The sequence below is a fragment of the Clostridium sp. OM05-9 genome (assembly GCF_003481465.1).
Taxonomy (GTDB): domain Bacteria; phylum Bacillota; class Clostridia; order Lachnospirales; family Lachnospiraceae; genus Coprococcus; species Coprococcus ammoniilyticus.
Window position 1 is genome coordinate 62,366 of sequence record NZ_QULF01000008.1, and the last position, 19,893, is coordinate 82,258.

At 41.7% G+C, this 19,893-nt stretch carries 15 protein-coding genes; 2 read left to right on the forward strand and 13 right to left on the reverse strand.

The window, feature by feature from the left end:
- Window positions 1-156 precede the first annotated feature (156 nt).
- Together DXB77_RS12690 and DXB77_RS12695 are read left to right on the forward strand one after the other, a co-directional pair.
- A complete protein-coding gene (locus DXB77_RS12690; RefSeq protein ID WP_182439493.1) occupies window positions 157-849 on the forward strand; it encodes a response regulator transcription factor in 693 nt (230 codons plus the stop codon).
- A complete protein-coding gene (locus DXB77_RS12695; RefSeq protein ID WP_118663520.1) occupies window positions 846-2,150 on the forward strand; it encodes a HAMP domain-containing sensor histidine kinase in 1,305 nt (434 codons plus the stop codon). Before DXB77_RS12690 ends, DXB77_RS12695 begins: the two co-directional genes overlap by 4 nt.
- Here DXB77_RS12695 and DXB77_RS13465 read toward each other — a convergent pair.
- From DXB77_RS13465 to DXB77_RS12755, 13 genes are all read right to left on the reverse strand, one after another.
- The gene (locus tag DXB77_RS13465; protein WP_330599122.1) at window positions 2,105-2,329 is read right to left on the reverse strand and encodes an aldo/keto reductase; all 225 of its coding nucleotides are present in this window, start codon (window positions 2,327-2,329) and stop codon (window positions 2,105-2,107) included. The two genes, DXB77_RS12695 and DXB77_RS13465, sit on opposite strands and share 46 nt — an antisense overlap.
- A 55-nt stretch (window positions 2,330-2,384) precedes the next feature.
- Complete coding sequence (locus DXB77_RS13470; RefSeq protein ID WP_330599120.1) at window positions 2,385-2,690, reverse strand: aldo/keto reductase; 306 nt, start codon at window positions 2,688-2,690, stop codon at window positions 2,385-2,387.
- 166 nt (window positions 2,691-2,856) lie between these two features.
- Window positions 2,857-3,522, reverse strand: coding sequence for an HAD family phosphatase (locus DXB77_RS12705; RefSeq protein ID WP_243023296.1), 666 nt, complete (start codon window positions 3,520-3,522; stop codon window positions 2,857-2,859).
- A gap of 171 nt (window positions 3,523-3,693) precedes the next feature.
- The gene (gene secD, locus DXB77_RS12710; RefSeq protein ID WP_117822489.1) at window positions 3,694-5,937 is read right to left on the reverse strand and encodes a protein translocase subunit SecD; all 2,244 of its coding nucleotides are present in this window, start codon (window positions 5,935-5,937) and stop codon (window positions 3,694-3,696) included.
- Between the two features lie 20 nt (window positions 5,938-5,957).
- Window positions 5,958-7,322: a thioether cross-link-forming SCIFF peptide maturase gene (gene scfB / locus DXB77_RS12715; protein WP_117808505.1), complete on the reverse strand. Its 1,365-nt coding sequence runs from the start codon at window positions 7,320-7,322 to the stop codon at window positions 5,958-5,960.
- A gap of 103 nt (window positions 7,323-7,425) precedes the next feature.
- The gene (scfA, locus tag DXB77_RS12720; RefSeq protein ID WP_008401634.1) at window positions 7,426-7,575 is read right to left on the reverse strand and encodes a six-cysteine ranthipeptide SCIFF; all 150 of its coding nucleotides are present in this window, start codon (window positions 7,573-7,575) and stop codon (window positions 7,426-7,428) included.
- An 86-nt stretch (window positions 7,576-7,661) separates the two neighbouring features.
- The gene (locus DXB77_RS12725; RefSeq protein ID WP_117808504.1) at window positions 7,662-8,024 is read right to left on the reverse strand and encodes a TIGR04086 family membrane protein; all 363 of its coding nucleotides are present in this window, start codon (window positions 8,022-8,024) and stop codon (window positions 7,662-7,664) included.
- A 116-nt stretch (window positions 8,025-8,140) separates the two neighbouring features.
- On the reverse strand, window positions 8,141-8,797 hold the full coding sequence (locus DXB77_RS12730) for an HAD family phosphatase (protein WP_117822488.1): 657 nt from the start codon (window positions 8,795-8,797) through the stop codon (window positions 8,141-8,143).
- Between the two features lie 65 nt (window positions 8,798-8,862).
- Complete coding sequence (locus DXB77_RS12735) at window positions 8,863-15,348, reverse strand: Ig-like domain-containing protein (RefSeq protein WP_118663522.1); 6,486 nt, start codon at window positions 15,346-15,348, stop codon at window positions 8,863-8,865.
- A 15-nt stretch (window positions 15,349-15,363) separates the two neighbouring features.
- Window positions 15,364-16,167, reverse strand: a complete 804-nt coding sequence (locus DXB77_RS12740; protein ID WP_118663524.1) for a hypothetical protein — start codon at window positions 16,165-16,167, stop codon at window positions 15,364-15,366.
- 5 nt (window positions 16,168-16,172) lie between these two features.
- Window positions 16,173-18,323, reverse strand: a complete 2,151-nt coding sequence (locus DXB77_RS12745; RefSeq protein ID WP_118663526.1) for a protein kinase — start codon at window positions 18,321-18,323, stop codon at window positions 16,173-16,175.
- Between the two features lie 12 nt (window positions 18,324-18,335).
- Complete coding sequence (locus DXB77_RS12750) at window positions 18,336-19,106, reverse strand: PP2C family serine/threonine-protein phosphatase (RefSeq protein ID WP_118663528.1); 771 nt, start codon at window positions 19,104-19,106, stop codon at window positions 18,336-18,338.
- Between the two features lie 30 nt (window positions 19,107-19,136).
- Window positions 19,137-19,893, reverse strand: a 757-nt coding sequence (locus tag DXB77_RS12755; protein ID WP_118663530.1) for an FHA domain-containing protein, incomplete at its 5' end; no start/stop codon positions are given.

A 19,893-nucleotide genomic window follows, 5' to 3' on the forward strand; every position in this document is an offset into this window, starting at 1 on the left:
TCCACTTTCGATATATCGATTGTAACACCACCGATCTGCACGATTGTCTAAAAAACATCTAAATTATATATATTACTTTTAAACATCTGGAAAATGAATTACTATACTTATTGTATTAATGATATTTTATACCGTAATAGGGAAATGGAGATTTACATGAAACTGCTGCTCGTAGAAGATGATACAGATCTGGGAAAAGTACTAAAAAGACAAATGGAAGCACATGGTATCACCGTATACCTGTATACAACTGGAAAACAATGCACTGAACTGATATATTCAGGTGTTGATATCGATATAATTGTGCTTGACTGGATGCTGCCTGATAAGTCAGGTCTTGATATTTTAAACCAACTATATTTTGACAAAATCTCAATTCCCATCATAATGCTTACCGCCCTCGGCACACTTGAAAACAAAACAGCAGCTTTTTCACTGGGTGCTGACGACTATATCGTTAAGCCATTTGAATTTGATGAATTACTGGCACGAATAAATGCTCTTTACCGCAGATCCCACCAGATCCATTCATTTGACTATTCTTATGGTGATATCAATTATCTCATAGACAGCCGCACGATCCAATGTGACGGCCGGTCTGTCCAGCTCACAAATCGGGAATCCCAGCTATTTGAGCTGCTGCTCAGATCAGCCGGTAAACTTGTCAGCCATGACGAGATTATCGAAGCTATATGGGGGCTTAATTCCAATGTTGGAAATGGAAATATCCTGAATTATGTTTATTTTCTGAGGAACAGACTGAAAACGGTTCACAGCCGAATTACGATAAAGGGAGTATACGGAAGCGGTTATACCCTTGTATATGAAAAGGAGGAATCACCAAAATGATAGAACAGCTCAGGAAAAAACTCACTGTATTTCTATCCTCTGTCATAACTATGATCCTCGCAACCATGTCCATATTGCTGTTTTATGCTGTCGTGCAGGAATATTCAAACAGCACATATGCTTCCTACTCTAAAGATACAAATCTGTTATATTCCTATCTGAACCAGACAAATATTATCGATATGAACATTCTTAATGAATACAACACCAAAAACCTTAATATCGATATACTGCGAAATGATAAAAAGGTCTTATCGACAGAGGCTTTCAAAGAAAGTAAAGCCATCCTTCAGTCCGCATCGCCTTATATGCAGTCTGAATATTGGGGTGACTATTACAGTACCATAAACAAAGGAGACAGCCACCGCCGATTTTATACTGTCCGATATGACCATACGGATTACTGGAACAGCTACAGCATTATAAATATAGGGGGCACCTACTATACCATACATACGGTATACAACAATGCTCTCATCTCTGCATACAAAATAAAGATGAGTATTCTGTTTTTGATCGTAACGGTGATCGCAATTATCCTGTTGTCTATCGTGTCATATTTTTTCATGAAGAAGATTCTTATACCGGTAAATGAAGCCTATCAGAAACAGGATCTTTTTATTGCTGTGGCTTCGCATGAATTAAAAACTCCCCTTGCCATTATAAAATCCTGTCTCAACGGACTCTCCGGCAATCATCTAAGTCCGGCTGACAAAGACTATTTATCCACAGCAGACAGAGAATGTAACCGGATAACAGATATGATAAATAATCTTCTCACATTTGCAGACATAAAAAAATCCGGCCGGGAAAACTTTAAAGATACCCAGCCGGAAGATATTATTATTGAATGTTATGATCGTTTCGAGCCTGTCGCGATTCAGAAGAATCTCGACCTTATTGTTTCTCTGCCGGATGATCCGCTTCCTCTTTGCTGTATGGATAAGGACAGAATACTTCAATGCATCTCCATTCTGGTTGATAATGCGATATCCTGCACAACAAACGGTCATGTCTCCCTGTCTGTATCCACGCAGAATAAACGACTGTGCTATACCGTGGCAGATACGGGTCCGGGCATAAGCGATGAAGATAAACCGCACATATTTGAAACCTTCTATTCAAAGCGCAACAATCACAAAACACACTTTGGTCTGGGTCTCAGTATCGCAAAAAGCATAGCAGATCTTCATAGCGCTGAACTTACAGTATCAGACAACTCCCCTCAGGGAAGTGTATTTTCCCTAACATGGAATTACAGCTTACCTCCGTATACCGGGAAACCACCGCTCTTACCATAGCTTTCGATATGCTTGAAATGCTTCAGAAGTTCCATATCTTCTGCGCTGATCTCAAAATCAACCTGTGCATTGCTCTCCATATGTGCAGGATTTGCTGTCTTTGGTAATGAGCTCGTTCCAAGCTGTAAGGTATAACGGATACAGAGCTGTGGAACAGATACATTGTATTTTGCAGCCATAACTTCAATCTCTGGTTCATGAAGGATCTCACCATGAGCGATCGGTGAATATGCCTCAACTGCGATTCCGTTCTTCTGGCAGTATTCTAACAGTTCCAGTGGAGGCTTCTTCGTAGGTCTTATGTTCAGCAGCGACCTTTGATACTACAAACAGCTTATCACGCTGAATACCGCAGGTTCTGATTCCTTCCCCTGCGCCTTGCTCGTTGCCATATGCCTGTGCTGTATCAAAATGACGATAACCAAGCTTCACAGCCGCCTTAACTGCATCTGCCATGTCTCCATCGTCTATAAACCAGGTTCCAAGATCTAACTGTGGAATTTCTACACCATTTGCCAATGTTAAAGTATTTGTATACATATTGTCTCCTTGTTAAACTTTATGCTAGACATATTCTACAACTTAAAGTGAACTTAAGGTCAAGCGTTTTTATATATCTTTTTAGTAAAATGTAAAACTTAATTTCCGATTATAAGACTTAATTCCTGATTATAAAACTTAATTCCCGATTGAAAGATTTAATTCTTTATAAAAACAGATATTTCTCTACTTCCGTCAGTGAATCCAGAATGACATCCGACAGCTCCTGCATTTCTTCCGTGACCGGTGCAAGATCCGGCACCATGATCGGATGCAGTCCCGCCGCATGTGCAGAACGGATACCATTATAAGAATCCTCTATGGCATATGCCTGCTCCGGCATCACATGGATCTGTCTGCATGCTTCCAGATAGATATCCGGTTCCGGTTTGCTCCGCTTTACCATATCTCCGCAGATTACCCGATCGAAATACGGAAGGATACCTGCATCCCGAAGCTCCTGTTCGACAACTGCTTTCCTGGTAGAAGATGCCAGCGCAACCTTTCTTCCATTCTTTTTTAATGTCTGCAACAGACCGGTAACTCCCGGTTTCATCGGAAGCTTTCCTCCTGCCGCCTGTTCATGGAACAGTGCCGACATCTCCGCCTTATACTCATCATAAGGGAAATCTGCTCCATACACCCCAAGCATCAGTTCTTTTGTCGCATCCTTATTCAGTCCCAAACATTTGTGACAGGTGTCTTCTATATTTTTGATTTCATATTTATCTGCAACGACCTGCCAGCACTTTATAACCAGCAGCTCCGAGTCGAATATAACCCCATCCATATCAAATATAACCGCTTCAAATCGTTTCATTGTTTCAATCATGCACCTCCTTTGCTTCAACATATCACAGCTTTTATCACCCGTCAATGCATTGTCATTATGTATTAATTTTAATAACACACAGCATAAACATTCCTGTAACACAACGAAAAAACAGACAAATATGTAAATCCTACATACTTGTCTGTTTTTCATTCTATCGACGACAGCTAATTACTGCGCCTTTGCTGTTTTCTTCTTCTCTACCGCTTTCTTGCTGTTCTTGCCATTTGCAGCATCCTTCTTCTTACCAAATCCGGTCTTGAAGTAGTACCACAATGGACCAGTTACACAGATAGAAGAATAAGCACCGATTACGACACCGGCCATCAGAGTAAATGCGAACTCTTTGATCGCTGCTACACCCATTACATATAATACGAAGATCGTAACAAATGTTGTTAAGGATGTATAAATATTTCTGGTGATCGTCTGGTTAATACTTAAATTAACGATATGCTTGTAATCTTTCTTTGTTCCTGCATTTGCGATATTCTCACGGATACGATCGAATACGATGATCGTTGCATTGATCGAGTAACCGAAGATTGTCAGCATACATGCGATACAGGTATTACCAACGGATAACCGAAGTAAGATATACAGAACAAATACCATAGCTACATCGTGGCAAAGGGCTAATACCGCACTTACACCAAACTTCACATCCTTGAAACGGATTACAATGTAGATGAGCATCAGAACGGCTGCAAGTGCTACAGAAAGGAATGCATCCCTTGTCATATCGCTGCTGGCTGAACCACTGATATTATCGGAATTTGTTACTGTCGCACCGAGCTTCTCGCTGAGTGCAGCTGTTACCTTTGTCAACTGAGAATCATCACCCTGAGTCGTAAGCTCTGTGGTCTTGAATACGATCTCATTTGTACCGGAAACAGTCTGAACAGAGATATCTGCCTCACTGATGCCTGCTGCCTCAGCGATAACAGGAACAATGTCTTTCTCTGCCTCAGATAATGAATATGCTTTGTCAAATTCTGCTGTGATTGATGTACCACCTGCAAAATCAATACTTAAATTCAATGCACTTCCCTTTGTCTTTGCAAAGATCGGCATGAAACAGAAGCCGATCACGATGACAAGAACAGAAGCGATAATACAATATTTACCACCCTTTACAAAATTAACCTTACCAGGCTCTTTTGCTTTTCCAAAATATTTTACATCTGTTACGCCAAGTGTTACAAGTGCATTCAGTACCATCTGAGAGATAACAAGTGCTGTGAATACAGATAATACGATACCGATTGCCAGTGTGATTGCAAATCCCTTGATCGTACCGGTTCCGAAGATACCAAGCACAAGTGCTGCGATCAGGGTTGTCACGTTACCATCGATGATCGCTGATAACGCATTATGGAATCCGGCTTTTACAGACTGCTTAACAGAAGCACCTGTTGCCAGTTCTTCTTTAATACGTGTAAAGATAACGACGTTCGCATCGACCGCCATACCTACAGAAAGGATGATACCTGCAAGACCCGGAAGTGTCAATGTAACATTGAACAGGTTCATAACAAGTAAGATCATAAATGTATAAAGTGTCAATGATAATGATGCGATCAGACCCGGAATTCTGAATACGCAGATCATGATAATGAAGATACAGATAATACCAATGATACCTGCTTTGATCGTTGTTGATACTGCTTCTGAACCAAGAGTTGCTCCGACAATATTAGAACGTACCTGCTTCAGTGTCAGTGGCAATGCACCGATACGGATCGTAGTAGCAAGGCTGTCTGCCTCTTCATATGTTGAAATGCTGTTGATAACAGCATTTCCGTCTGTAATTGCCTGCTGTACAGTTGGTGCACTTACAACTTCACCATCATATACGATATAGACGATCTTTCCTACATTTGCTGTTGTTACATCTGCAAACTTCTGAGCACCTGCTGTTGTGAATGACAACTGTACTACATTGTCATCACCGGTCTCTGTAGAATCAATCTTGGCATCTGCACCCTTAATATCATCACCGGTAAGAGCTGGAGTATATTCCTTGCCCTGTGACCATAATTCATAATTCTCAGGATCTAAGAACTCTAACTTACCTTCGATACTCAGGTCTTCCAGAATTGCATCTGCATCTGTTACACCCGGAATTTCGGCAGTGATCTTACCATTTCCCTCTGAATATACGTTATGCTCTGTTGTATGGGAATCAATACGTTTCTGCAGCTTATAGATCGTATCCTGAACATCTGCATCACTGTAATCCTCATCCTGAATCTCATAGGTTACACTTAAGCCACCCTTCAGATCAAGTCCAAGGCTGATATACTTTGCTTTTCCTCTGTCGCCTACACCAAACAATGCAACGTAGATGGAACCCGCAAGCACAAGCAGGAACAGGATCAATACCCATATGGCTTTTTTTCTTGCTTTCTTCATCTTATTTACCTTTGTCCTCCTTATTGATTTTCTTCTTCATCTGCTAATGCGGCTTTGATCATGATCGCACATTCGATACGCTTCTTCTGAAGTTCACATCCGATATCATACGCATCTAATATATTTCCATGGAATTTATATGAGTTCGCCGCACAGCCACCGCTACAATAGAATCTTGCAAAACAGTCCTTACACTTGTCCTTTGCATAGACATTGCAGAGCTTAAACTCATCAACAAGTTCCGGCTTCGTAATACCTTCATTTACATTTCCAATGCAGAACCCATCCTCACCGACAAACTGATGGCACGGATAAAGGTCGCCCCATGGTGTAACTGACAGATATTCTGTACCTGAACCACACCCCGACAGACGTTTGGCCACGCATGGTCCCCCTGTCAAATCTATCATAAAGTGGAAGAAATTGAAGCCCCTTCCTTCTTTATGTCTTTTGATCATCTCTTTTGCAAGGATATCATACTGATCTAACAGATATGGGATATCCTCTTCCTTTATCGCATAAGGCTCGTCCGGCAGAGATACAACCGGCTCAATGGAGATCTGGTCAAATCCAAGATCTGCCATGTGTAATACATCCTTTGAAAAATCCAGATTGTTATGCGTATAAGTGCCTCTTACATAATAACTCTTTCCGGCACGCTTCTTTGCAAATTCCTGAAACTTTGGAAGTAACAGATCATAGCTTCCCTTTCCATTTCTGGTCGGACGCATGTAATCATGAATCTCTTTTCTTCCGTCGATGGATAATACGACATTTGCCATCTCTTTATTGGCAAATTCCATTACCTCATCATTTAACAACACACCGTTTGTTGTCAGTGTGAAACGGAATTTCTTATTATGCTTCTCCTCCAGGCTTCTTCCATATCGAACGGTCTCTTTTACGACATCCCAGTTCATAAGTGGCTCACCGCCGAAGAAATCGACCTCAAGATTTACACGGTTACCGGAATTGGCAACGAGGAAATCCAGAGATTTCTTTGCTATGTCAAGTGGCATCAGACCTCTGTCACCCTTGTACTCACCTTCTCCTGCAAAACAATATCTGCATGCAAGATTACAGTCATGTGCAATATTGATACACAGAGCCTTTACCACTGTTTTTCTCTTTTTAAAATCAATGATATAATCTTTGAATATGTCTTCTGTAAATAGTGTTCCGTCTTCTACCAGGCCGGTTACCTCGTCATAGGCTTCCGATACTTCATCCTTATCATAGGATGGCAGCAATTCTATTACCTGTTCTTTTGTATGATTTTCGTAATTTGCAATAATATCATACACAAGGTCATCCACTACGTGAACAGACCCACTACATACATCGAGTACGATATTATATCCATTACTTTTGTACTGATGTACCATACAAATTCTCCCATCTTGTGAATTAATTTTTCTGACACGCAACGAAAGAGGACTGTCATTTGTTTGACGGTCCCCTTTGTGGTTGTCTGTCTACAATGATCTCTTACTTGTTCTCAGCATTCTCACAGCTCTGATTTCCGACTGTGCATGATGTCTTACAAGCTGACTGACATGATGTCTGGCATTCGCCGCATCCGCCCTTAACCATTGTGTTCTTCATTGTTCTGTTTGTGAGTGTCTTTATTCTCTTCATAGGTACACTTCTCCTTTTTATGTCATATAGCGAAATTATAACACAACATGCTTTAAAGTCAAAGTATTTTTACGAAAAACTTGTCTCTAACCCAGCATTCCGCCAAGCATTCCGGCCGCCAGACACAGGATCACATTCGTCAATGTCCCTCCGGCAGAGATATGGATCGTACCATTCATAATGAAAGATACAATACCGATCACCAAAACATAACACACTCCAAGCATTAATCCCCAGATATATTTTTGCTCCTTTACCATCTTGCCGGTAAGAAAACCACCAAGGAATACAGAGATGCCATGAATGATGATAATACTCAGATGAATCACCGTATCACCCAGTCCCAGCTTGTACATGAGGAATGCCGTTATAAGCAGCAGGATTGCCGTTATTATGTAAGATACCGCAAGTGCCTTTAAAAGGCTGAAAATTTTCTGTCCTGTAATCATAGAAAAACCTCCTGACACTACTATATGCCGGAAGGTTTTCTTTCATTCCAGAGATCATTCTCTATTCTGCTATATCAATCATTTTCAGATGTCATTTTCGAAGTCAAACTGCTTCATCAGTCTTCAAATAATTCCGTCAGCTCAAATATATCGTTGCTGATACGGTCTGCTTTCTTCTTCGTTTCTTCATCCGGTTGGATCAGATCGATCACCATAAGGGTATACAGCCCTGCATCGTGGGAGGCTGTCACACCATTAATGGAATCCTCTACTCCAACTGTCTCCTCCGGCTTCGTACCAAGCTTCTCACAGGCTTTCAGATAGATGTCCGGGTATGGTTTTCCGCGCTCGATCTCATCCCCACAGATCACATCATCAAAATACGGAAGCAGTCCGCTTCGAACCAGTTTATCCTCTGCCCGTTCCCGATCCGTCGAGGTTGCAACCGCCATCTTGATCCCTCTTGCCTTTAAAGTCTTTAGTGTCTCGATCACGCCATGCTTTAATTCAACACCATGCTCATTCATATATGCTTCGACCATATCCACTGTACGTTGTCTGAATGCAAGATAATCAAAATCCTCGCCCATCTTTTCTTTCATCACATGTGCATTTGTCTTCTTGGTTCCACCTGCCATCCGGTCACAGATCTTCGACATCTCATTCTCCGAGATACCGATGGACAATCCATTCTTCAACCAGCACATTCTGTATACCTTCTCGGAATCGATCAGGACTCCATCCATATCAAATGCTACCGCTCTTAATGCCATTTATGTCACCTCATTGAAAGACCACGCCTGTTCGGGCGTGGTCCCTTTCTTTCTATAGTCATGTTTTATTTACTACTGTGGCTGTTTCTTCTTTTTTTCATGATCAGAAGAAGGATCACTGCCACAACTGCAAGAATTGCAAGAATAATGATAACGATCAGGATCGGTGATGTCTTTTCCTTTAACTGGAAGGAGAATACCTCATCTGTTGCACTGTCATAGGTCGATGTAACATTTCCCGCTGTATCTCTTGCAGATACCCGAACCTTATAATTACCATAGTTCTCAACCTGGAACTCATACGAATTCGTATCCTCATACAGTGCCGGATCAATAGTATCTCCGTTGATCACGATCTCTGTCAGCATATCATCTGCATCTTCCAGACCGATCTTCATGGTAAACGGATTTCTTACAACGCTCTTATCATCAACGCCTGTGATAATGATACGAGGTGCTGTTCCATCATAGGTAAAGTCAAATGTTTCAGTTGTCACATGACCAACCTCATCGGTAACGGAAATCGTCATTGTATGATATCCATCTGTCAGATCTGAGAAATCTACAAAATCAATACCATCCAGCTTTACACTTGCCTTAAATACAGATGTATCATTAACTGACCAGAGTGCATCATATCCCTTTTCCTTGATATCCGCAAAATCCTGACTGTTCAGAAGAAGTTCTCCATCTTCTGATCTTCTCTCAGTAAATTCAGCCATCTTTGCAGTCTTGTCAATTGTTGGCGGTGTATTATCTACCGTAAATACCATGTTGTAATCATCTGCCTTGTTGCCAAGTGCATCTTCTGCTGTAACTGCTATGGTATATACACCATCCTCATCAAATCTCTGGCTTCCACGGCTGACTGCCGCATTACTGCCAAAGTTTGTAAAGTAAGAGGAAGATACGTCCTCGCCATCCTTCTGTACAGATATATTTACCTTATTCGAAGCAAAGAAGGACTCTGTTACTTCTATGTTCATATCTACATAATCTGTGTTGTTTACAGAGCTTCCACCAACTGTCTCATACTCATTTACGACACTGTTCTTGCTGTTCACTGCTGATACCTTAAGCTCTGGTGCTGTCTTATCTACCTTGAATGTCTTAGTAACAGCCGTTGCAACATTACCTGTCATGTCCTTTGCATTAAAAGTGATTGTATATTCACCATCTTCATCAAAGGTATAGGTCGCAGTATGCGGATTACCGGATGAAAAATTACCGGTATTTAAGGTTGCAACTGTTGATGCTCCTGTTCCATCCGTCTTTTTGGTGATCGTTGCCGTAATGTCAGCACTGTTCATTGCTTCTCCATCATAAGAGAATGCAAATGCCTCATTTACTGTCAGTGTCGCCGTACAGGATGTATTCTGTGAATCTGCAACGCCTGTTATCGATAATACAGGTGCTGTCTTATCAATCCGGAAGGATACATTCTCTGCGATCTGTTCATTACCAGCCTTATCATCCGCAGAAACAGTGATCTCATAATCGCCCTCATCTGAGAATACGATCTCCGGATTTACAGAAGTGTTATTCCATTCTACTGTTCTGTAATCTCCGTCATATGCAACTGCACCGGAAGCATCCTTCCGTTTTACATGTACGGTATAGGACTTTCCTTTATAATTATCTGCAAGGTTCACATTAAGTGCTACATTTCCATTATTCAGCTTATTCACAGTTGCAATTCCGATCGTAGGCTTTGTCTTATCAATTACAAATGCAGCCTCATCCTCTGTTACATTTCCAAATGCATCCGTAACTGTAACCTTCAGATTATAAATTCCCTGTGCATTCCGTTTCACTGTATAGATTCCGCTCGTTCCCTTCATTGTGAAGGTGTCATCTGCATCACCATTTGTATCTTTATTCTTATCGGAAACCACGATCTCGTGTGTTTCGGCAAACTGTTCTTCTACTGCTATGTCAAATGCGATATCTTTATTGTAATAACCGTCATTTGTCTGCTCCAGCCGTGGTGTGATCGTTACCTTCGGCTTTGTTGCATCTACCTTGAAGCGGGAACCTGCTACATCGTATGAAACCTTATTGCCTGCCTTATCCGTTCCTGTTACCTTGAAGTAATAGGAGCAGGCTTTTCCCTTCTTCTGACCGCAATATGCAGAAGCCTCCAGCGTCTTGCCATCCACCTTCTTGATCGCCAGCTTCTTCTGTGTATATTTGCTTTCATCAAAGCATTTGTAATACTCTGTGATCTGGAAATCCTTCAACAGCAGCTTCTGATTATCTGTAACTGTGATCTTCACATTTGTACCCTGTGTCAGACCATTCTCCGGTACACCTTCAATTGTCGCTACCGGGCTTTCCTTATCGATCACAAACTTAATATCTCTTACATAGTTTACATTTCCAAATGCATCCACTGCCTTGATCGTCAGGTTATATACACCAGGTGTTTTTCTCTTTACTGTGTAAGTTCCGGTTGTCTCATTCAGAATGTATGTCTCATCTTCGTCTCCATTCACGTCCTTGTTCTTATCACTTACTGTGATCTTCGTTTTTAATGGAAACTGCTCTGTTACTGTGAACTTGAAGCTTACATTCTTGTTGTAGTAACCATCATTCTCAGAATCCGGATAGCGATCCAGCACGATATCCGGAAGTGTGGAATCGACCTTGAATCTGGAATCATTGATTTCATATTCCACATCATTTCCGGCTCTGTCTTTACCGGTTACCTTAAATACATAAGAACATGCCTTGCCGCTCTTCTGTCCGCAGTATGCAGATGCCTCTAATTCCTTTGCACCTACCTGCTTGATCTTGAGTTCCTTCTCAATGTATTCTGTACCATCAAAATATTTATAACACTCAACGACTTTAAAGCTTTCCGGATCCAGTCTCTCATTATCTGTGATCACGACACGGATCGTTGTACCGGTTGACTTCTTGTCATCCGGAACACCTTCAATCTCGACCAGAGGCTTCTCTGTATCGATCGTGAACCGGATATCGGATACTGTTGCTGCATTTCCGGATGCATCTACTGCTACAACCGTCCATTTATACCGGTCAGCCTTTGATACAGTGAAACCAAATGTTTTCTGCTTTACATCTTTATAAGAAAATGTCTTATATGCTTTTGCAGCATAATCGGCTTCTGATTTGCAGTTCTTATAGTCGTCTGTATTTAACACATATACATTTGCGCCAAGTTCAAACTGCTCTGCCACTGTAATATTGAATCTGACCTTGTCATTATAATACTTTGTTCCGGTACCCGCGATTGCCGGTTCTACCGTTACTTCCGGTTTATATGGATCATAATAGAAGGTCTTGCTTCTCTTTTCTGAGCTGTTGCCGGATCTATCAGTTGCACTTACCGCAATGTAATATTTCATTGGCTTTCCATCAATAACCTTACAGTTTTTGATCGTAGCTGTAACTGTCTGATCCGAGCTGTTCTTTGCTGTGATGATCTCTTCACCCTTTACTCCGGCACCTGTCGTTGCATCATAGTCGTAAGTTTCATACACTACCTTCACAACCACATCGGAAGCTGCAATGCCATAATCATCTGCTGCCTTAACTGTAATCGTCTGTGTACCATCATTTTTATAAACACCACTTACCGGAATACCGGAGAAGCTGATATCTGCCAGTTCATTGTCGATAACAAAGGTACATTTTGCAGTCTTTGTGTTGCCAACCTCATCATATGCTGTTACTGTAACTTCATATACACCGGCTTTTTTGTAAATAAAGGATGCATTCATGGTCTGACCGATCGTTTCGGTCTCCAGATCCATCTTCTGCTCCTGATCTGCAACAGCCTTGCCGTCACAGGTTGCTGATGCAGTAATCCTGCTGATCAGAAAATTATCAGATGCAGACGCCTTTACTGTTACATCTGAACCATTCCAGTACTGCGTAAGCTTCAGACTGTTTGTGGATTCTTTATCTGCAATATCAACCGCTGGCTTTTCAGTATCAACCGCAAACCGGTATGCAACCCCATTTTCATTGGATTTTGTTGCAATATTTCCTGATTTATCACTGATATAGAATATGATCGTATAAATCTTATTCTCTTCAATTCCATTTGTTAATACAAGTGTTTTATCAAATGTTTTATCCCCATTCGCAGCTATATTTCCTGTAAGAATGGTATTTCCCACCTGATCTGTGACCTTGTAATCACCCAGTGAAAACGCATCCTCAGCCGTTATATGAATGGAAGGATCTTTACTGAAATAATAAATACCATCTGCTGATGCCTTTGCTCCGGCAAATTCCATTGCTGCTATTGATGGAGCTGTCTTGTCATATAACACCTGAATGGATGCATCCGTTGTGTTTGCATCTTCATTCGCAGCCACATAATGATGCTTTGATGTAAAGTGGAATGCATACACACCCTCTGTCGTCAGATCATAGGTCAGTGTAACGGTTTTCAGATTTCCATTTGCTGATATATCTGTTCTGGACGGTGCTACTTCAATACCGGCAGCAGACGCTGCGGAATCCGGAGCCTTTCTTGTTACCGTCTTTACAATATCATCGGCATCCAGATCCAGACCTGTTACTTTATATGTAACCGTTGTTGCACTTCCATTATGTCCGGCATATACCAGTGCCTGATCCTTTGCATCTATTGTTTTCCCCTCGGAGGAAACTGTCAAAGAATCCTGTAATGTTTCTTTATTCACATAAACGGTTACCGTTTTCTTTGTTGTATTTCCGGCACAGTCATATGCGTCAAGTGTTACTTTATACACACCAACATCCGGCAGTGACAGTTCATCTCCGGTCAATGTAACTTCCTCACCATTTACATAGACCTTTGTTTTAGCCGTATCGATCTGACTGTCAGCATCAGAAATCCGGAATATCAAAGTCTCTCCTGTCTTGGCTGTTACAGTATATTCTGCCTGATCCTGCAGTGATACACCACCATTTGCCTGACTCAGGATAAGTGCCTGTGGAGCTTTTGTATCCAGATTAAATGTGATCTCTTTGGTACCGGTCTGACCAAGACGGTTTACTGCCTCATATAAGACTGTATGTTTTCCTGGTTTATCTGTCAGTTCGGAAATCGTAATATCATCATATGTATAAGAATACTGATTTGCATCTGCTGATATATCTGTTACAGTTTCAATGATCTCACCATCAAGGCTGATCCTTGCCGTATCGATCGGTGCATAATCCTCAACTGCCGCTACTCCTGTCAGTTCTGCACCACTGAACCATGTATCTGCATCATATGTATAATTCTGGATCGAAATCGTTGCACTATCGTTTCCCTTTATGCCACGGAAAGAGCCCTTTGTAATTTCTGGTGCTTTTTCATCGATATATACAAATGATCCATTTTCATCAAATTTGTAAGTACCGATAGATTCATATATATGATCTGTGACTCTGAAGATTACTTTATAATCCGCACCTGCTACAGACGATTTCGGAATCAATACCGTTTTACTGCAGATACCGGTATCTCCATCTTTATCCATACATACCGACTGCCAGTTATTCATGGTCGTTCCATTCACAAAACAATATTCCAGATCCAGATCTGCAAAATTACTGTCGCCTATATCCTCAAGCGCCGATACCGTTACACGAATACCATCACCCTTTTTATTCAGGAACTCACCAAGTATCCCTTCCGTAATCTTTAATTCAGAATCTTCATCTACCGTTACATCCTGAATCCGAATATCTGAAGTATACCGGATCGTCACCGGAATAAATACCTTTTTTCCTTCCCTGCTATATGCTGTAAATACATATGATCCGGATTCCGGAACCTTTACATCAAAGGCTCCACCATCTTTACCGATTGGTATTTCTTTCTCATTTCCACCATTTAATGTATATGTAAGTTTAACAATATCCGCCGGATCTTCCGGTGTCTGTTTTATATATCCGTCAACCTGTTCCGTTCCATCTGACACATACCCCTTTACAGACACAACATCCCCTTTTTCAGCATAATAAAAACTATCTCCATTTTTATCATTTATCTGTGGAATGCTTTTATTTCCCGCCTCTGCTGAAATATGCATAGTTGGTCCAGCAACAGATAGATTATCCCCATTTTCAGCATTTTCTCCATATACACGTATTATCCCCGCAAATTCATAAGTATCCTTCTCATCTGCTGCTTTATACACTGCATACTGATATTCATCCTCTGAATCTGTGATCCGAATCTCCTCGATCTCCGAAGCCTGCTTTGTGGTCTTCTTATCAGATGCATCACAGGATGTTGCTATAATCTGCTTCTTATCAGATGCATCCAGTTCCTGCATCAGGTAGTCACCCTTAAATGTGACAGCAGTCTCTTCCGGAACAGAAATCTCAACCTCTTCTACACTGCCTGTCTTTACGCTTCCATCTTTATTTTTCTTATATGTAACTTTTTGGGGAATATACGTTTCAAGATTGATCACTTCTTTTGTATATTCGTCTTCTGCTTTCATTCCGATTCTGTTATCAATTACCACCAGTGATAACAGCATAACCGCCGTCATGACCAAAGCCACAAAACGATGTAAATATTTGTTTTTCTTCATTTTGGTCACTCCCTTCTATATCGATTCATCCGTATGAACTACAACAACATCAACTAACAGTTGGAATTTCTCAGCTTCTTCACCCTGTATATCGGTCTCACTACTGCCAGAAGCTTCTGTATCCATAGTGAGAACATCGGTTGCATCATCATCGGTGCTTAATACGTCTGTTGCATCACTGTCTGTACTTAAGACATCCGTTGCCGCATCTGCTTCGTCCTCTAATGTCAGAATATCAGTCTCACGCTCATATTCATCATCCGCCCGAAGAACATCGGTCTCTTTTTCATAATCCTCCTCTGATCTCAGGACATCAGTTTCTTTCTCATAATCCTCTTCCGGTCTCAGGATGTCGGTTTCTTTTTCGTAATCCTCTTCCGGTCTCAGGATGTCGGTTTCTTTTTCGTAATCCTCTTCCGGTCTCAGGATATCGGTTGCTTTCTCAGAATCTGCTTCTTCCGGTCTGGTATGATGATGGCTTCTGCTCTTATTCAACTCATCCACAGCCTTCTTATATCTCTCATTTCCTTTCCTGGAAACTTCTTCGGATGCTGACTTGCCCTTGATATCACGCACCTCGATCTTACTGGTACTGCCCTTTGATTTGATCGCATCTTTTTTGGAAGCACCGCTTCCCTGTAAGCTTTCATAACCCTTTTCGCGGATCTCTTTGATCTGTTTTCTGGCTGTGCTTCCGGAAAGATCTCCGATCACCTTCGGGATATCCAGTTTTACAAATAATATAACTGCTATCACTGCAAAGACAACTGCAAGAGCTATACCGCCGAATAACATTACATTACATATCGTTTCATTCATTGTTATCACTCCTCACTCCCTGTCACTGCAGTATTTCCATTTATAATATCAGAAATTGCAGAGTTTACGATCAACGAGTTCCATTCATTATTACCACGGGAGACAAGAATATTGATCTTACTGCCCGCATCGTATACCGCTTTGATCTTCTGGATGCCATTCTGCTTCCAACGTTTCGGATTGGATCCGTATTCTCCGGAATACCGGTCATACAGATATGTCAGATGACTGACATAAATATCGGCTGCATTATCAACCGTTCCCATACTGCTCTCTGCGGAACTGTATACCTTTTCAGCCTGATCATAATAATCCTTATTGTCGCTGATCTTTTCAAGCGCTATGTAAGTTTCCGCTTCTTCCTTCATATATTTTACATATGATTTCTTTGTTGTATCCGGAAGATTTGGATCCGTGATATCGATACTTGCCAGATAACGGTTAAGTGAGTCGATTGCACTCAGATAATAGGTTTCCTTCTCCGCATCTACATTTGTATTCTTTGCCTGATAGGAATATACGGAATACAGGATTCTCGCATACTGTGCCGTGTAATATTTTACATTACGGTCCTCCGGAAGTGCATTGGAAAGTGCTGTACTGTTTTCATCCAGCTTTTCGTTTGCCTCCGTCAGCAATGCAATCGTTCTCTGCGGCATATCTGCCGTATCACTTCCCAGATTATCAACATAGATAGAAGCGATATTCAGATAATTTACATATTTGCTTGGATTTGTATCTTCCAGTTCCTCACTGTTATAAGTTTCAAAATTAACCAGATTCTCTTTACTGTTTGCAAAATTGGAATTCTTCTTGATCTTATTCTCGCAAATTGCCGAATAGTATGCAGCCTGTGCTGTCTCATCCGGGAAGTTTGCCGAATCATTTACCTGATTAAAATACTGCATTGCAGCTTTGTAATCCTGGATTTCGTTGTAATAAATGATCGCAACCTCATAGACAACATCTGCATTTACCTTGTCAATATACTTGGTGACGTAACGTACACCTAATTTTGCTCCACTGTCCACGTTCTCGGACACAGTGTCAGTGTTCTGATCCATATCATAATAATATGCATACGTATCAAGAAGTCCCAGATAGGCATCTGAGGATGATTCATCCAGAGCAATTGCTTCTTTATAGATCTTGATTGCTCCATTTATATCATTATCCTGCAGCGCATCTTCTGCCTCCAGTATCTTGTTGCTGTAGTTCTTCTCCTTGATCTCATTCTTCTTTACCCCGCCAAAAATGGCACAGCCAACAGACAGAAGGGATAATCCTGCCATCACGCCAAATGTGACCAGCTTTTTCTTTGCCTTTGCTCTGTACTCATTGTCCAACTCATTGTAATGATCCAACGCATACAGAAGTTCTGAACAGGACTGATATCTGTCATTTGGATTTGACTGGCAGCACTTGATAATGATCTGCTCCAGACCAGATGAAAGCATTGGATTCCACTGACGGATCGGTTTAATCTCATATGGTGGCTCACATGGATTCTTTCCGGTTACCAGATGATACAGCGTCGCACCCAGATTATAAATATCCGTTCTGGCATCAGTATTATAGATACCACGTCCCTGCGCATCACCGAACTGCTCCGGTGCTGCATATCCTCTGGTACCCAGTGCTGTCGTATCTGCGTTATTTTCAATTATGTACTCTTTTGCTGTTCCAAAATCGATCAGCTTTACTGAACCATCCGGCTTTAACATAACATTGGATGGTTTCATATCTCTGTATATGATCGGTGGATTCATGGAGTGCAGATAATCAAGTGCACTGGCAAGCGCACGACCCCACTCAATTACATCGGACTGCTTCTGTGCACCCTCTGCCTTCAGAACTTCATTTAACGGCTTACCTTCTACGAAATCCATGATTACATAAATCGTTCCATTCTCATTTATGATATCAACGATTCGAGGCAATACCGGATGATCCACATTTTTCAGGATATTTGCTTCGCGCTCCAATCCTTTTAAAAGTGTTTCTACACTCTTGGAACCATCATTCTTTATCTCTTTTACAGCCCACTGTTTATTCAGACGGTTATCCATCGCCAGATAAACAATTGACATTCCACCCTGACCAACTTTTTTCAGTATTTCATATTTTCCATCTAATACTGTTCCTAATTCTGTCATCTTATCTCCCCACTACTCAGCCTTGACCAGCAATACTGTTATATTGTCTGTTTCCTTCCTGTACTTTACAAGATCTGTTAAAAAAATACAGCCCTCTTTCATCTTATCTTCATCTGGTGCTGCCAGCGGACTGAGTTTCGCCATAATCTCATCTCCGCTTATCTTATGTCTGAATCCATCTGAACATAACAAATACGATGCATTTTGTGTAATATAACCTCTGATGAAATCAGGTTCCACTACCGGTGATGCGCCTATACACTGTAACAGTATGCTTCGTCTGCTATCTGTTTCTGCCTGCTCCGGGGTCAGTCTTCCTGCTGCGATCTCCCTTGCAACCAGTGTCTGATCCTGTGTAAGCTGCTCCATTTTATCTGTCAACTCATATACCCGGCTGTCGCCCACATGTATAATATAATATCTGTCCTCATACATAAGAATGGCTGACAACGTGGTTCCGATCATAATTCCCCGGCTTTCACCATATGCTTTCAGCTTTTCATTCTCTGTTACAGCTATGCGATCCCACTGCTCCTTCAAGATCGCTGTATTAAATGTTCCTGTTCTGACCAGTTTTACAAAATCATGTTCAAACCAGCCACAATATGCATTTATGACCTCTTTGCTTGCAAGCTCTCCTTTTGCCAGTCCGCCCATGCCATCACAGATAATCGCAAAGGCTGCCTGTCCATTCGGAGTCTCTGCAATCTTGATCGCAAGAGAGTCCTGATTGTTTTTCTTTTTTATACCCACATCTGTGTGATATGCCGCTCTATATTTCATACGCTTCTCCTGATTATTATCCCCATATCCTTATCTGACAAAATAAATGAAACCTTCATCACCCAGAGAAACCTTTGCATTATTTGTCAAAAATACATTTTTCTGTCCAGCTATGTTCTGTCCATTCACAAATGTACCATTTGTGGAGGCATTATCTCTGATATAGCTGACACCATTCTTTCTCTCAATGATGCAGTGGATTCGGCTGACATCTGAATTGTCTGTTACTGTATAATCTGCTTTGGTTGCAGATCTTCCGATTGAAAATTCCGGTTTATTTATATATATTTTTTCATTTGTTGCTATTCTTAACAGATACGGCACTGGCACCTGAGGCTTCTTCTCCTCAACCAGCGGTACCGGTGCTGCCTCCGGCTTCTTCTCCGGCATCGGTGGTACCGGTGCTGCTTCCGGTTTCTTCTCCGGCATCGGTGGTACCGGTGCTGCCTCCGGTTTCTTCTCCGGCATCGGTGGTACCGGCGCTGCCTCCGGTTTCTTCTCCGGCATTGATGGTGACGGACGATTTGGGATTGGCGGCACGATTGGTTTGCCATCCGGTCCCATCTGCATTGGCATTGGCCGTCCCGGCATTGGCTGTCCCGGCATTGGCTGACCGTTCATTGGCTTGCCATCCGGTCCCATCTGCATCGGCATTGGCCGTCCCGGCATTGGCTGTCCGTTCATTGGCTTGCCATCCGGTCCCATCTGCATTGGCATTGGCTGTCCCGGCATCGGCATTGGCCGTCCCGGCATTGGCTGTCCGTTCATTGGCTTGCCATCCGGTCCC

What these genes read in the sequence shown, in the direction of transcription:
- DXB77_RS12690 (WP_182439493.1), top strand. Translation starts at nt 157, where the DNA reads ATGAAACTGCTGCTCGTAGAAGATGATACAGATCTGGGAAAAGTACTA.
- DXB77_RS12695 (WP_118663520.1), top strand. Translation starts at nt 846, where the DNA reads ATGATAGAACAGCTCAGGAAAAAACTCACTGTATTTCTATCCTCTGTC.
- DXB77_RS13465 (WP_330599122.1), bottom strand. Translation starts at nt 2,329, where the DNA reads ATGGCTGCAAAATACAATGTATCTGTTCCACAGCTCTGTATCCGTTAT.
- DXB77_RS13470 (WP_330599120.1), bottom strand. Translation starts at nt 2,690, where the DNA reads ATGTATACAAATACTTTAACATTGGCAAATGGTGTAGAAATTCCACAG.
- DXB77_RS12705 (WP_243023296.1), bottom strand. Translation starts at nt 3,522, where the DNA reads ATGATTGAAACAATGAAACGATTTGAAGCGGTTATATTTGATATGGAT.
- secD (WP_117822489.1), bottom strand. Translation starts at nt 5,937, where the DNA reads ATGAAGAAAGCAAGAAAAAAAGCCATATGGGTATTGATCCTGTTCCTG.
- scfB (WP_117808505.1), bottom strand. Translation starts at nt 7,322, where the DNA reads ATGGTACATCAGTACAAAAGTAATGGATATAATATCGTACTCGATGTA.
- scfA (WP_008401634.1), bottom strand. Translation starts at nt 7,575, where the DNA reads ATGAAGAGAATAAAGACACTCACAAACAGAACAATGAAGAACACAATG.
- DXB77_RS12725 (WP_117808504.1), bottom strand. Translation starts at nt 8,024, where the DNA reads ATGATTACAGGACAGAAAATTTTCAGCCTTTTAAAGGCACTTGCGGTA.
- DXB77_RS12730 (WP_117822488.1), bottom strand. Translation starts at nt 8,797, where the DNA reads ATGGCATTAAGAGCGGTAGCATTTGATATGGATGGAGTCCTGATCGAT.
- DXB77_RS12735 (WP_118663522.1), bottom strand. Translation starts at nt 15,348, where the DNA reads ATGAAGAAAAACAAATATTTACATCGTTTTGTGGCTTTGGTCATGACG.
- DXB77_RS12740 (WP_118663524.1), bottom strand. Translation starts at nt 16,167, where the DNA reads ATGAATGAAACGATATGTAATGTAATGTTATTCGGCGGTATAGCTCTT.
- DXB77_RS12745 (WP_118663526.1), bottom strand. Translation starts at nt 18,323, where the DNA reads ATGACAGAATTAGGAACAGTATTAGATGGAAAATATGAAATACTGAAA.
- DXB77_RS12750 (WP_118663528.1), bottom strand. Translation starts at nt 19,106, where the DNA reads ATGAAATATAGAGCGGCATATCACACAGATGTGGGTATAAAAAAGAAA.